The sequence below is a fragment of the Cohnella sp. WQ 127256 genome, assembly GCF_024519285.1.
GTDB lineage: Bacteria > Bacillota > Bacilli > Paenibacillales > Paenibacillaceae > Cohnella.
Genome location: NZ_JAMZCY010000002.1, coordinates 319,663 through 333,451, shown reverse-complemented (window position 1 = coordinate 333,451; position 13,789 = coordinate 319,663). Strand labels below are relative to the sequence as shown.

12 protein-coding genes and 3 riboswitches are annotated in these 13,789 nt (G+C 46.9%); of the genes, 2 read left to right on the top strand and 10 right to left on the bottom strand.

Features of this window, described 5'->3' with window-relative positions:
- Window positions 1-17 precede the first annotated feature (17 nt).
- The 6 genes from M1K58_RS09590 to M1K58_RS09570 form a co-directional block, all read right to left on the bottom strand.
- Window positions 18-2,360, bottom strand: coding sequence for a histidine kinase (locus tag M1K58_RS09590; RefSeq protein ID WP_256758591.1), 2,343 nt, complete (start codon window positions 2,358-2,360; stop codon window positions 18-20).
- Window positions 2,361-2,592: 232 nt separating this feature from the next.
- A complete protein-coding gene (kdpC, locus tag M1K58_RS09585) occupies window positions 2,593-3,201 on the bottom strand; it encodes a potassium-transporting ATPase subunit KdpC (protein ID WP_256758589.1) in 609 nt (202 codons plus the stop codon).
- A 132-nt stretch (window positions 3,202-3,333) separates the two neighbouring features.
- Window positions 3,334-5,364 (bottom strand): potassium-transporting ATPase subunit KdpB, encoded by a 2,031-nt coding sequence (gene kdpB / locus M1K58_RS09580; RefSeq protein ID WP_256758588.1) that lies wholly within the window; start codon window positions 5,362-5,364, stop codon window positions 3,334-3,336.
- A gap of 18 nt (window positions 5,365-5,382) precedes the next feature.
- Window positions 5,383-7,062 carry a potassium-transporting ATPase subunit KdpA gene (gene kdpA, locus M1K58_RS09575; protein ID WP_256758587.1) on the bottom strand — a complete coding sequence of 560 codons (1,680 nt, stop codon included), beginning with the start codon at window positions 7,060-7,062 and terminating at the stop codon, window positions 5,383-5,385.
- A gap of 55 nt (window positions 7,063-7,117) precedes the next feature.
- Window positions 7,118-7,195 carry a potassium-transporting ATPase subunit F gene (locus tag M1K58_RS29650; protein WP_372339145.1) on the bottom strand — a complete coding sequence of 26 codons (78 nt, stop codon included), beginning with the start codon at window positions 7,193-7,195 and terminating at the stop codon, window positions 7,118-7,120.
- 120 nt (window positions 7,196-7,315) lie between these two features.
- Window positions 7,316-7,732: a hypothetical protein gene (locus M1K58_RS09570; protein WP_256758586.1), complete on the bottom strand. Its 417-nt coding sequence runs from the start codon at window positions 7,730-7,732 to the stop codon at window positions 7,316-7,318.
- A gap of 120 nt (window positions 7,733-7,852) precedes the next feature.
- Window positions 7,853-8,031, bottom strand: a riboswitch (cyclic di-AMP (ydaO/yuaA leader).
- Between the two features lie 92 nt (window positions 8,032-8,123).
- Window positions 8,124-8,320: riboswitch (cyclic di-AMP (ydaO/yuaA leader) on the bottom strand.
- A 377-nt stretch (window positions 8,321-8,697) separates the two neighbouring features.
- A riboswitch (cyclic di-AMP (ydaO/yuaA leader) is annotated at window positions 8,698-8,851 on the top strand.
- Between the two features lie 13 nt (window positions 8,852-8,864).
- On the opposite strand from M1K58_RS09570, the gene M1K58_RS09565 reads away from it, so the two are divergent.
- A complete protein-coding gene (locus tag M1K58_RS09565) occupies window positions 8,865-9,296 on the top strand; it encodes a hypothetical protein (RefSeq protein ID WP_256758585.1) in 432 nt (143 codons plus the stop codon).
- A gap of 134 nt (window positions 9,297-9,430) precedes the next feature.
- Window positions 9,431-10,138, top strand: coding sequence for a peptidylprolyl isomerase (locus M1K58_RS09560; protein ID WP_256758584.1), 708 nt, complete (start codon window positions 9,431-9,433; stop codon window positions 10,136-10,138).
- 82 nt (window positions 10,139-10,220) lie between these two features.
- Here M1K58_RS09560 and M1K58_RS09555 read toward each other — a convergent pair whose 3' ends face one another.
- From M1K58_RS09555 to M1K58_RS09540, 4 genes are all read right to left on the bottom strand, one after another.
- On the bottom strand, window positions 10,221-10,943 hold the full coding sequence (locus tag M1K58_RS09555) for an amino acid ABC transporter ATP-binding protein (protein WP_256758742.1): 723 nt from the start codon (window positions 10,941-10,943) through the stop codon (window positions 10,221-10,223).
- 13 nt (window positions 10,944-10,956) lie between these two features.
- On the bottom strand, window positions 10,957-11,559 hold the full coding sequence (locus tag M1K58_RS09550; protein ID WP_256758741.1) for an amino acid ABC transporter permease: 603 nt from the start codon (window positions 11,557-11,559) through the stop codon (window positions 10,957-10,959).
- A gap of 126 nt (window positions 11,560-11,685) precedes the next feature.
- On the bottom strand, window positions 11,686-12,507 hold the full coding sequence (locus tag M1K58_RS09545) for a basic amino acid ABC transporter substrate-binding protein (protein WP_256758583.1): 822 nt from the start codon (window positions 12,505-12,507) through the stop codon (window positions 11,686-11,688).
- A gap of 164 nt (window positions 12,508-12,671) precedes the next feature.
- Entirely contained in the window at window positions 12,672-13,751 is a 1,080-nt protein-coding gene (locus tag M1K58_RS09540; protein WP_256758582.1) for a PdaC/SigV domain-containing protein, read from the bottom strand.
- Between the last annotated feature and the right edge of the window lie 38 nt (window positions 13,752-13,789).

Below are 13,789 nucleotides of genomic sequence, written 5' to 3'. Positions count from 1 at the left end.
CTTGCTTGGGAACCCTATTATTCATTCTCTATTCGCATATGGGGATCAAAATCGGCTACGATAAGCACATCCATATGACGTCCGTGCCGCAAAATCGACCTTACAACAGATTTACGCAAAAGAGATTGCCAGAAGCCTCGCGCCGACTGGCCTACGATCATCTGAGTACTATGAAGCTGGGCAGCCTTCTCTAGGATGACCTCCGGCAGCTGTTTATAAGACTCCGCACGCTGGGTTTCGTATTTCCCACCTAATCTGCCCGTCAAATCCTGCAAAACCTGAATTCTCTTCTGAACTTCCTCACTGATCACAGGACCTACATGGACATAGATGACATGCCAATCCGCTTTCAGTCGATGAGCGATACGAAAGCCCCGTCGAATCAGTCGATCCGCGTTACAGCTAATCGTTATACATACGAATATGCTCTCTCGTCTCCGCCAGGGTCCCCGAAGAGAACCATTGCGCTCCCACGACTCTAACCGTTCATCCACATCGTCGGCGATTTCTCGAAGAGCCAACTCTCTCAAGGCAATCAGATTTCCGATTTTGAAGAAATTCCCCAGCGCCTGCGCCACTTTGTTCATCGCATACACTTTGCCCTCGCGTAATCTCTGTTGCAAAGCCTTTGGCGCGACATCGATCAGCTCTACCTCATCTGCCATTCCCAGAATACTGTCTGGTACGGTTTCCCGAACACGCACTCCCGTGATCTGCTCAACAGAATCATTCAGGCTCTCCAAATGCTGCACATTCATCGTCGAGATGACGGATACGCCCGCCTCTAGGACCTGCAAAATATCGTCATATCTCTTCCGGTTCAAACTACCTGGAACATTCGTATGGGCAAGCTCGTCGATCAATACAACCTCAGGGTTTCTGCGCAAAATCGCTGAAACATCCATCTCTTCAAGCTCTGTGCCTTTGTAGCTGATTTTCGCTCGGGGAACCGTCTGAAGCTCACCCACCTGTGCACTCGTTTCCTCACGCCCATGTGTCTCCAGAAGTCCGATGGCTACATCGATATTTTTCTTCCTTAGATCGTTGCCCTCTCGTAGCATCATGTAAGTTTTCCCGACGCCGGGTGCTGCGCCAATATACACCTTGAATTTACCGCGTTTAATCCGTTCAATCTTCTGTTCAATTTCCTCTGAGCTTAATCTACGATAAGGCTCTATTGCTGGAAGCGAGGGGGATGATTTGGTCGGCAGCACCCTTTCCCCTTCGTAATCCGCTCGGTCTGCGACGAAAAATACGTCAACATTCTTTGTTTTCCTTAGAATGCCGTTTGCAATCGAACCGTGCCAGAAGTCTTGCCAGAAGCTTTGTTTCGAATGTCCGAGCACGATCCGGGTTACATTGTTCAAAGTCGCATAACGGACTAATGTGGCAGGTAATCGACGTCGGTGCGTCAAAGGCAATTCCTCGAACTCCGCGCCTACTTTATCCGCTAGCTTCTCTATTGAACGCTTGAATTGTGCAGACTCTTTGGATAGCGTTTGGTGTGGATTCGCGAAAGTAACGACTTGCAAATCGCCGCCTAGCCTCTTGGCAATCTGCTGTCCTCGTCTAATATGAATAGAGCCGTTCCAATGATACTGTGCAGCGACAAGGATGCGTTCAGTTGCACCAGATGGACCGACTAACCCTTCCTTCTCCCGATACTTCTCCAACGACTCATTGACATCCTCGGCCATGAGCCTCAGAGCAAGCTCTCTCAGCTTACCGATATTCCCTCTTTGTAACAACTTTGGATCCTTGAGATTTAGGTTCGGAATGTTCCCCTCGTTCAATCGCTTCAAAATCGTTTCTGGACTGACATCGATAAGTCGAACCTCGTCTGCAAGCTCAAGAGTATCGGCGGGAACGGTTGCTTCCGCTTCAATGCCCGTGAGCTTCTGAGCAAGCTCAGTCACTCCGTCAAGCTCATAAACATTTACCGTCGTAATCACACTAACACCACGTCCGAGTAAATATTGGATATCCTCCAACCGCGTCGCAAATTTGGCACCCGGACGATTCCAATGCGCAAGCCCATCAACCAATACGACCTCAGGATTTCGCTCAAGCAGCTGTTCGAGATTCAAATCCTTTTTCTCAACATCACCCTTCATCCAATGAATGCTTGGGACTCTCTCAAGACCCTCAAGCTGCTCCACGGTTTCTGGTCGGCGCATCGTGGAAACGGCACACACGACGACATCGATTCCTTGATTTCTTAAAGTCTGTCCCTCACGCAGCATATGATAAGTTTTACCGGAGCCACTGACGGCGCCTATATATATTTTCAACCGGCCGGTCCGGATTTTGAAAATCGAGTATAAGAGCTCTTCCGGCGTCTTGCGGCGAAAGCCTTCCATTCGTAGATGCCACCTCCTTTGTACGATTGCCGGTTATCGGATTCAACATGCTTAGCGACTCACTAACACTATTTCTATTAAAGTGCCTCATTCGTGTCCAATCACTTGCTCTCAGCATTAAAAATCAAGTATGAGCGGTGATTAAGCGGAAATGACATTCCGATTAACCACCACTCTATGGATATCAATGTCGCATGATCACTTCTATTACCTCTACGCACTTAACCTTCTATTATTTGATCAAGGCTTGTAACGCGAGGTTCAGCTTCAGCACATTGACACGAGGTTCGCCAAAGACGCCCAAATCGCGGCTTTCCGTATGCTTATCGACTAATTTCTCTAGATCAGCTGTTAATAAGCCCGTCAGCTTACTGATTCGAGGAATCTGAACTTCTGCAGATGCCGGCGTGATGTGCGGATCTAGCCCTGAACCGGAATTCGTGATGAGAGCAATCGGCAGTTTGGAAACCGGAACATCCGGATTAAGCTTCTTCCAAGCTTCGATGGAATCCTGCGTCCGCTGTAACATATCAGGATTGGATGGCGCATAGTTGTTCGATCCTGAGCCAGCTGCATTGTAATCAATACTCGACACACGGCCTTGGAAGTACTTCGGATCTTCGAACTTCTGCCCAATTAACTCGGAACCAATCACATTTCCTGAAGAATCCTTAATAAGACTGCCGTTTGCGTTATGCGGCATAATAAGCTGGGCAATCCCCGTAGTCGCTAGAGGGTAAATGATTCCACATAAAATAATAAACACGAGGCTGGCTCGAACGGCGATTAATGCATAGGAAGCCCCGGTTGCACCGGGGACACTAGCTGAGCTGTTGTTCATAAACAATTCCTTCCTCTCTAGTACGATCCGACTTAATGCGCCTCAGGCGTCATGGGTCGGTCGTCACAATGCGATCTGACGAAGTGCATCCAAGGTGTCACGGGTAGGTCGTCATGATCGTGCAAATTCAAATTAAATCCAAAGATGGACAACTAAATCGATCAGCTTAATCCCAATGAACGGCACAATAACTCCGCCGAGGCCATAGAGGACAAGATTGCGACTTAGTAGCTTCGAGGCGCTCATCGGCTTGTAGGCTACACCTTTCATAGCCAACGGGATAAGTAGTGGAATAATAATGGCATTAAATATTAATGCTGATAAAATAGCTGACATCGGAGAGCCTAGCCCCATTACATTAAGAACGCTCATTTCAGGAATCGCCAGGATAAACATAGCGGGAATGATAGCAAAATATTTGGCGATATCATTCGCGATACTGAATGTCGTGAGTGCACCTCGCGTCATGAGCAGTTGCTTACCGATAGAGACAACTTCGATAATCTTGGATGGATCGGAATCCAAGTCCACCATATTGGCGGCTTCCTTGGCAGCAATCGTCCCACTGTTCATCGCAAGTCCTACATCCGCTTGAGCTAGTGCCGGCGCATCGTTCGTGCCGTCGCCGGTCATAGCGACTAGCTTGCCTTCAGCTTGCTCTCGACGAATGAGCGCGATCTTATCTTCCGGCTTACTCTCCGCAACGAAATCGTCTACTCCGGCTTCACGCGCAATCGTTGCCGCTGTCAGCGGATTATCGCCCGTGCACATGATCGTCTTTATCCCCATCTGACGAAGCTGTTCAAACCGTTCGCGCATGCCTGGCTTAACGGTATCTTTCAAATAGATAAGGCCGTATATCCGATTATCAACGGCGACCGCAAGCGGTGTTCCACCTTCGCGGGCAATGGAATCGCTACTTGTATCCAAATCAACTGGAACGCTTCCTCCTTGTGCCGTCACCCATTTCTTAACGGCATCCACAGCACCCTTCCGTACTTTGCGTCCGTCCTTTAAATCTACGCCGCTCATCCGTGTTTCCGCTTTGAATTCGATAAACTCCGCGCCGGTAGCGAGTGAAGCATCATATCCCATTCCCTGCTTTTTCATTAATTCAAGCACCGAACGACCTTCTGGAGTCTCATCGTGCTCTGAGCTAATAGCTGCCCATTCCCCTACCGTTTGTACGCTTACGCTACCCACAGGTACGAATTCACTAGCCATCCGGTTCCCGTAAGTAATCGTACCCGTTTTATCCAGAATCATCGTGTTAATATCCCCTGCCGCTTCCACGGCTTTACCGGACATCGCCAGCACATTGAACTGCGTAACCCGGTCCATACCCGCAATCCCAATCGCGGAGAGCAACCCGCCGATCGTCGTCGGAATAAGGCAGACGAGCAGTGCGATGAGCACTGGCACTTTCAGCTCGATGTCCAGATAACCCGCGATGGGTCCTAACGTTACAACTACAATAAGGAAAATGAGCGTCAAGCTTGTCAACAAGGTGTTAAGAGCAAGCTCGTTTGGCGTTTTCTGCCGCTTGGCGCCTTCGACAAGTGAGATCATCCGATCAATGAACGACTCTCCGGGATCACTCGTAATTCGTACCGTAATCTTGTCACTGACGACGCGAGTGCCTCCGGTTACGGAGCTGAAATCTCCGCCTGCTTCCTTAATAACGGGTGCGGATTCGCCAGTAATAGCCGATTCGTCGACGGAAGCGAGCCCTTCGATCACTTCGCCATCTCCAGGAATCATCTCTCCTTGAGTCACAACAACGATATCGCCTTTGCGCAACTCGGTGGAAGGGACCACTTTCACATTGCCTCCAACCACTTTGTTTGCCTGAATTTCTTTTTTACTATTTTTGAGTGAGTCCGCTTGTGCTTTCCCTCTACCCTCAGCCAACGCTTCCGCAAAGTTCGCGAATAAGATTGTGAAGAGTAGAATAAAAAACACAGTTAGATTAAACCCAATATCGTCACTTGTATTAAAATATCCAGGAAACAGCGTCAACAGCAGAACGACGACCGTACCCACTTCAACAACGAACATAACTGGATTTCTCATCATGCTTACGGGATTTAATTTAATAAAGCTATCCTTGATCGCACGGCTCACGATCGCGGAGGTTAGCATGGATTTACGATTAGCATTCATGAACGGTTCACCTCATCCTTAGCCTAACTTCAAATGCTCTGCGATCGGTCCCAGCACGATGGCTGGCAGGAATGTTAACGCACCGATAATGAATACCGTGGCGATTAATATGCCATAAAACAATTTGTTATCCGTCCGGAACGTACCGACCGTCTCAGGAACCCATTGCTTGCGTACAAGTGATCCGGCAACAGCGAGCATGGCGATCATAGAAACATAACGCCCGAACAACATAACTAGCCCCGTCGTAATGTTCCAGAATGGCGTATTATCAGCCAATCCCTCGAACCCGGAACCGTTATTGGCAGCAGATGACGTATATTCGTACAGAACCTGCGTGATGCCGTGAGACCCTGGATTCGTGATGGCTCCTTGACCAAGATCAGTCATGAACGCAATGGCTGTCGGGACCAGAATAATGAAAGGATGAGCGAGAATCGCGATAGCAATCAGCTTCATCTCTCTAGGTTCAATCTTCCGTCCCAGAAACTCCGGAGTCCTACCAACCATCAAGCCACATAGGAATACGCCGAGCATCGCATACATCAGCATATTAATGAGGCCAACACCCTTGCCCCCGAACACGACATTCAACATCATTTCCCCGAGAGTCCCAAGACCACCGAGAGGAGTGAGCGTATCGTGCATATTGTTGACCGTCCCCGTTGTCGCCGCTGTCGTTACTGCGGAGAATAAAGAGGACTGCGGAATGCCGAAGCGGACTTCCTTGCCTTCCATGCTTCCTTGCGAGGAATCGATCCCCATCGCATTAATAGCAGGATTGCCACGAAGCTCGGAGAAATAAATCAGCGAAAGGAATAACAGGAACAATGTCATCATCGCGCTGAATACGACCCAGCCTTGCTTACGGTTTTTCGCGAACCGACCAAATACGTAGGGCAGCGAGGCCGGTAAGACCCACATAGATAAAATTTCAACGATGTTCGTCAGCGAATTCGGATTTTCGAAGGGATGCGCCGAGTTCACTCCGAAGAATCCACCACCGTTCGTTCCCAGATGCTTGATCGATTCAAGCGCGGCCACCGGACCGAGAGCAATACTCTGCACTGCGCCTTCAACCGTAGTGATGGTTATTGTCGGGTCGAGCGTTAGCGGCACTTGTAGTGCTACTAGTAGTAGCGTGACGAGAACGGCCGCTGGAATGAAAATACGGGTATGTGCTTTGACGAAGTCCTGGAAGAAGTTCCCGATCGTCTCTCCCCTGCTCGTAATTCCTCTTACAAACGCAATAGCGACCGAGAAACCTGTAGCAGCCGATGTAAACATCATCATCGTAATGACAGCCATCTGCGAGAAGTAAGACAAGCCTGACTCGCCGCTGTAATGCTGTAAGTTCGTATTGGTCATAAAGCTGATAATGGTATTAAAAGAAAGCGTCTGCTCCATGTTGTCGATGCCACTCGAATTAAACGGCAAGTATTTCTGCAGCCGTAAAATCAAGTAACCGACGGCAGTGAGCACGATATTGGTTAATAGGAAGCTTAAAGCGTATTTCTTCCACGTCATCCCACTTTGATTCTTGAGACCAATAAGCCAGTAGATGAACTTCTCGAACGGTCCGAAGATTCGATCCTGACGATTCGGTTCATTAGAGAATACGTGATATACATAAGTCCCGACCGGTTTCACGAGCAGTACAAGAACCGCTAGGACAATGATGATTTGCAAAATGCCCATTGACTTTCCTCCTCAATCTTTATGACAACCAAGCGTCTCGATCGACACTCGCACCTTAGAATTTCTCCGGGTTTACCAAGGCGTAGATCAAATATAGAAAGATAAGTACGGTAAAAATCGATACGATAATCATTTTCGATCTCCTCCCGCCTCATCGACTACCCGATTGCACCATGCCAAGAAGCCATAGAATAACGCGAATGTTCCCGCCAAGATTAGAACCATATATAGATCGAGCATGGAACAGCCTCCTTTACGTTTTCGATATCAAATCATCGGTAATCAGAAATGCATAATCATGAGCATTGCTATGAATGACGTATTCGACACCTAAGCCCTTGTAGACATTCCGAGGATTGTAGCTTCCCGTAATGACATAAATCGGCTTGGAGGTCCAACTCCGGCAAATCTGAACGTACCGGCAGCATAAGCTCAAGCTTTTCTCGAACAGAAATACTTTGCCTACCTCAATTTGGGGAATAAGCCATGAATCTTCTTTCGTTGTATTCACGACGATGATGTGCTCCGCTCCAAGTGCGGCAATGCGTTTGTACTCCGCTGAATTATTCACAATAGCTGCGAATGGAATTTGTCTCTGTTTCAGCAGCTTCATGAAACGTTCACCTGCTATATTAGGAGCCGATACAATCACGACATCCTTGTTAACCATAACCTTTCTCCCCCTGTTCAGAACCCTGGAGGAGGCAACAAAAAAGAAGCCTTGGGAAGAGGTACTCTTCTCGTGGCTTCTAGGGTGCGGCTTAAATAGCCGTCTCCACTCACGATTGTCGTTGCCTCTCTCGGTACGCTTACGAGGTTAGCTGTCGGATTCGGGCCTGAGAGTCGCCCTACCTTCCGGCTTGAAGCCATAGCTTCAGCCTTCCGGATTCACCCCATGGATTCCATCATTCTGGAATTCCTTTGGTTCCCCCGCTCCCTATTCATTAAGGGATTCAGCGATAAATAGACATCATAAAGCCGCAGAGGGTTAACCCTGCGGCCGCATCGGTCACAAGCTCATCATCCTCTCTCCACTGCACGCATCCCTCTATCAAATCATAGGATGCGCCCATCAACGCTTACGAGGTTAGCTGTCGGATTCGGGCGGTGAGAGTCGCCCTACCCGAAGTGGCTGCATCCTAGGTGCGGCCGCTTCGGGATTCACCCCGGACGGTGTATTCTCGGCTCTCACGCCGATCCTTACACCGCCAATTGGTTCCCCCATTTTCCAGTTACGGAAACTCAGCGATTACGAATGGAACAATATCGATTTCATGAATCGAATACTACGCCTGACACAAATCTTTGTAAAGCATTACCAATGGTGGCTGTGCATCAAATTATGGCAAAGAGGTAGATCGTACCGCTTACAACCTTTAGGATCTCTAGGAAGCTCTTGAATACTCTCTATCTCTCAGGATTTTGTAATTTGCGCAAATCACATATTCTCCTTTTTTTCACATCTGCACAGCCAATAATGAAAATATAAGCTAGAGCGAGTTTGAGCTATCCGAATACGCGAAAAAGGCTCTTTTACAGCATTAATTAACCGTAAATCAAGCGAAATTGCCAACCTATAGACTTTTTTGGATCAGTCTCTATTTTACAAATGATGGCTCTCCGCGTTATATTCGGATTTGTCTATCGCTGAATTCCCTTTGGGGGAGCGGGGGAACCAACGCGGCACAGCCGCTGGGGTGAATCTTGAAGGATTGCAAAATCCACAAGTAGGGCCACTCTCAGGCCCGAATCCGACAGCTAACCTCGTAAGCGCAATAAGAGAGAATCAAGGAGTGCGTGACATGGTTGAGGAAGATAGGATAACGAGCTTTCAATTGTACCAATTTGATGATCCCTATGGATTACCAGATGGAGAATGTACCAACGAACCTGCGAAATGCCGGTATGGATTGCTTAGAATAACGTGTTGCGGTCACATCGGATGGGGCGAATGTATTCTATCTGAAAACATAAAGTATTTTGATCTTGTTCAATGGGCATCCTTCTTACAATATTTTAATAAGCCTACATTGAAAGAAGCCTTTGATACAGTAGATCACCTCCATGACAAATGGGGGAGAACGAAAGCGGGATTGGTACGGTCAGCACTTAACGATCTTTACTCGCAATTACAAAACGATAATTACGTAAATAGAATGTCGGTTAACTCTCAATACTGCATGGATACAGGTTCTTTAATAGAACGTTGCCGCGCTCACTACGAAATTGTGTGAATTCAGATGGACCACACGACAACCTCTCCAGAGACGTTAGGTCCTATTAAGATTTGTTCATGGGGCATCGGTGGATTCCTCCTCCATCATTTGTTATGATACAAAAGGATATAGAGAATAAGGGGGATTCGAAATTGTACGTCGCAAAAAAACGAATAACGGTTTCACTTCTTACACTCTTCACACTCCTGCTTATCGTAACGGGATGCGGAGCTAAAGAAGAAGCAAGAAACTCATCCGATGCAACGGCTAATAACGGTGCTGCATCTACACCAACACCATCTGAGGAGGCTTCCCCAATGAAAGACGTAGACACATCTGGCGATAATCCAATCGTTACGATTGAAATGGACAACGGTAGCATCATCAAAGTTGAGCTTTACCCGAAAGTCGCTCCTAACACAGTGAACAACTTCATTTCCCTCGTGAAAAAAGGCTTCTATGATGGCACCATTTTTCACCGCATCATCCCTGGCTTCATGATTCAGGGCGGTGACCCAGAAGGAACAGGAATGGGTGACCCAGGCTATTCCATCGCTGGTGAGTTCACGCAAAATGGCTTCGAGAACAACCTGAAGCATACGCCTGGAGTATTGTCCATGGCACGCGCACAAAGTCCAGACAGCGCTGGCTCGCAATTTTTCCTTATGGTAGCTGACTCTCCTCACCTAGACGGAGCATACGCTGCTTTCGGTAAAGTGACTGAAGGTATGGATGCTGTCAACGAGATCGTAAAATTACCTAGAAACAAAAGTGACCGCCCAGATACACCACCCGTAATGAAGAAGGTTACTGTAGATACTCGCGGAGTTGATGCTCCCGAGCCAGAAATCATTAAGTAAGAATCACAAGTAAAAATGGCTGTACGGAGTAAGAACACTCCTGTACAGCCATTTTTACGTGAATATGTTGGAATGCATATCCTCACAATACTTTGGACAAAAACTCCCTCGTGCGTTCATGCTTCGGATTGTCGAACAATTGCTGTGGTGAACTCTTCTCCACAATTTGACCCTGCTCCATGAAAATGATCTCGTCTCCGACTTCGCGGGCAAACCCCATCTCATGTGTCACGACAATCATGGTCATTCCTTCATTGGCCAAATCCTTCATAACGGCCAGCACTTCCCCAACCATCTCCGGATCCAACGCGGAGGTCGGCTCATCGAACAACATTATCTTCGGTTCCATAGCTAGTGCCCTTGCAATGGCCACCCTCTGAGCCTGTCCACCTGATAGTGAGCTTGGATAAGCTTCCGCTTTCTCCGTTAATCCAACCTTGTGGAGCAGCTCAATCGCCTTCTTACGAGCCTGAGACGAACTCCACTTTCTAACCTTCATAGGGGAAAGCATAATATTATCGATAACCGACATGTGCGGGAACAAGTTAAATTGCTGAAACACCATTCCAACTTCGGTTCTAATTTCCTCGATTTTCATTTTTTTATCCATTAGCGAACGACCTTCAATCCAGACCTCACCTTGTTCAGGCTTTTCCAGTAGATTCAAGCACCTGAGTAGCGTCGACTTCCCAGATCCGGACGGTCCTATGACGACAACTACCTGCTGCTTTTCAATCTCAAGCTCGATATGTTGCAGTACGACATTAGCTCCGAACGACTTGGATAGGTTTTTCACTTGAATGATCGGGTTCATGATGTCACATTTTCCTTTCTAGATAGATCAATAATCTATGTAAGGAATAGGTCAGGACAAGATAGATCGCCGCCGCAGCCAAGTAAGGCTCCCATATCCTTGTATACTGGGCATTTGCAGATTTAGCCCAATACATAAGCTCAGGAGCAGCGATTACTGCTACTAAGGATGAATCTTTTATCAGCACGATAAACTCGTTCCCGAAGGCTGGAATCATTCGTTTAATCGCTTGCGGTAATACGACGTAACGCATAACCTTCGACTTTGTCATCCCTAAGGAATAAGCGGCCTCGGATTGTCCTCGATCAATGGATTGTATTCCCGCTCGATAGATTTCAGCTGTATAAGCTGCAGCATTCAAGGCTAGCGCAGTAATAGCGGCAACGATCGCATCCGTTTTACCTATGACCATGACGACAACTCCGAAGTGCACGATTAGAATTTGCAAAAAGAGTGGCGTACCTCTGAAGAGATGAATATAGCCTTGCATTGGCCAACGCAGATACCATCTTTTCGACATATTGCCGAAGCCGATAATAAGCCCTAGAATCGATCCGAGGATAATACCCGACAGAGAGATTCCTAGCGTGTATAATGTTCCGCGCATAAACAAGGGAAAATAATCACTAATGATGTCAAATCTGAATTCTAGTCGCACTCAACCGATCACCTCAACCCTGCTCTGAATCGTAAAAAAAGCATGCGTAACGTTCCCATTACGCATGCTCTTCATTTACTGTGCGCTCAGTAGTCCAGCCATATCCGCTTCGCTCTGAGTCCACTTCTTGTACATTTCCTTGTATTTATCGCTTTCCAGCACAGTCTTAATAGCCGGATCCAGCTTCGCTTTCAATTCACTGCCTTTAGGAAAAGCAATGCCGTAGTACTCGGATTCAAAGTTTTCTCTGTCATAAATAGTCACGAACTTCTTATCCGGATTGTTCCTCGTGTATTCTTGTATGATGGCATTATCCGCCACAACCGCATCTACCCCATTGCTCTCCATTTCAAGCAGTGCTAGCGCGTTACTCTCGAATCTCTTCAAATCATTATTGCCCTCACCCATAATTCCCGTCATCAGCTTATCGCCAGTCGTTGCACCTTGAACAGCAACCTTCTTCCCCTTAAGATCCTGAGCGTTCTTAATGTCGCTTCCTTCCTTAACAAGAATCATGTTAGTAGATTCGAAATAAGGAATAGAGAAATCGTAGGTTTGCTTCCGCTCCTCAGAAATCGTGATCGATGATATTCCTCCATCAAACTCCGAGCCAGTTTTCACACTTTCAAGTAATGCGTCCCAACCAATATTTTTTATCTCATACTCTAAACCCGCTTCTTCCATCACCGCTGCCAGAAAATCGATATCAAAGCCAACGATTGTTTCCTTGTCCATACTTTCCATCGGAGGGTAAGTCGCATCAGTAGCAAATTGGTACACCTTCACTTCTGCCCCACCCTCGTCATTCTTGGAGCCGCTTTTGTCTTCCTTCGCGCCGCAAGAAGCTAGAACAAGTACAAGACCAACAACCAAAGCGATCAACCATGCTTTCCTCATCACGGTTCCTCCTAGAAAGTATTTGATAGAGTATTTAGACTATTCAAATTATTATGAGTTTATCAGTTTGTAAATTAACTTGGCAACAAAAACTTGGATTTTATGAAAAAAATGGTGTAACCGCTCAATAATCTGAACGGTTACACCATTTTTTATTAGCATTATTACTTAAAAGCCACGAACGGGACTTCAAACTCAGGCATGCCTTCTGAGTACGGTGTATATTCGTACTGTGTGAAGTAGACAACAACCCCATTATGCTTCAAGAAGAACTCCCTATCTTGTTCGATTGTCTTGAATGGATTCAATAGCCCAATTCCGCGTGCTTTAATCTGGCTTTGAATCTCATTATTGATGATCGATACGTACTTGGCATTACCACCGGCTGCTTCTTTCAACGTTAACTGGTTGCCTGTTGCAAGATCGAACGTATAAGGCACGCGCGCAGTCGAACCATGTGCACCACCTGTATAGATGTAATAGTTCACATATAGGCTAAGCTTTCCCTGTTCATTGTAGGTAATCGTATAAGTCCCTTCGAAAGAAACGTCTGGCAGGGAATCATCTATCGGATCCCCCAATGCCTCTTTGAGCAAGCCTCGGGTAGCTTCTACGTTCGCTTCGGCTTCTGATTTCAACTTATCATTGATTTTCTTCTGCACAGCTTCGTTAGCGAAACCCGATATTTGCGGGTAATTAACAAGTATCGTTTGCTTAACGTCATTCTCCTTGATGACAGCTGTCGAAATCTTGAGATCGTTCTCTTTAATTGCTTCAATCCCAATCCCTTTCGTAACTTTGTCATAGGAAACTCCGTAACCCATCCGCTCTAGTAGAAATCGGATCGGAACATAAGTCGTATTGTTCTGAACGATAGCCGGCAATCCATACAGTTGCTGATTATTCAATAGGGTGACACCACTCCCCAGATTAAGCACAAGCACCCGATCGCGACCTGTTACAGTAACGGTATTGTTGGCTTTATCCCACTTCGTCGTTAATCCGATGCTTTGGTTCAAGCTGCGCAACGCGATGTAAGTCGTACTATCTGTGCTAATTGCCGGTAACTGTGTCTTCACACCATCCACATTAATCGTTTGGTTTATGATCTTATAGGAAGAAACTGACGCCGCATTCACGTGCTTCGCGGGCAATACTAAAGGAGCCGATACAAGAGCTGCTGTAACCGTCAGTGCAATTATCCCTTTTTTAAGTTGTTTCATTCTAGCATTCTTTTTGTCCATTTGGATTGTTCCTTCCCTCTGTTCTGATAGAGTGGTTT

Excerpts from the sequence above, each read along its gene's own strand:
- M1K58_RS09590 (WP_256758591.1), bottom strand. The coding sequence starts at position 2,360 with ATGGAAGGCTTTCGCCGCAAGACGCCGGAAGAGCTCTTATACTCGATT.
- kdpC (WP_256758589.1), bottom strand. The coding sequence starts at position 3,201 with ATGAACAACAGCTCAGCTAGTGTCCCCGGTGCAACCGGGGCTTCCTAT.
- kdpB (WP_256758588.1), bottom strand. The coding sequence starts at position 5,364 with ATGAATGCTAATCGTAAATCCATGCTAACCTCCGCGATCGTGAGCCGT.
- kdpA (WP_256758587.1), bottom strand. The coding sequence starts at position 7,062 with ATGGGCATTTTGCAAATCATCATTGTCCTAGCGGTTCTTGTACTGCTC.
- M1K58_RS29650 (WP_372339145.1), bottom strand. The coding sequence starts at position 7,195 with ATGATTATCGTATCGATTTTTACCGTACTTATCTTTCTATATTTGATC.
- M1K58_RS09570 (WP_256758586.1), bottom strand. The coding sequence starts at position 7,732 with ATGGTTAACAAGGATGTCGTGATTGTATCGGCTCCTAATATAGCAGGT.
- M1K58_RS09565 (WP_256758585.1), top strand. The coding sequence starts at position 8,865 with ATGGTTGAGGAAGATAGGATAACGAGCTTTCAATTGTACCAATTTGAT.
- M1K58_RS09550 (WP_256758741.1), bottom strand. The coding sequence starts at position 11,559 with ATGCGCGGAACATTATACACGCTAGGAATCTCTCTGTCGGGTATTATC.
- M1K58_RS09545 (WP_256758583.1), bottom strand. The coding sequence starts at position 12,507 with ATGAGGAAAGCATGGTTGATCGCTTTGGTTGTTGGTCTTGTACTTGTT.
- M1K58_RS09540 (WP_256758582.1), bottom strand. The coding sequence starts at position 13,751 with ATGGACAAAAAGAATGCTAGAATGAAACAACTTAAAAAAGGGATAATT.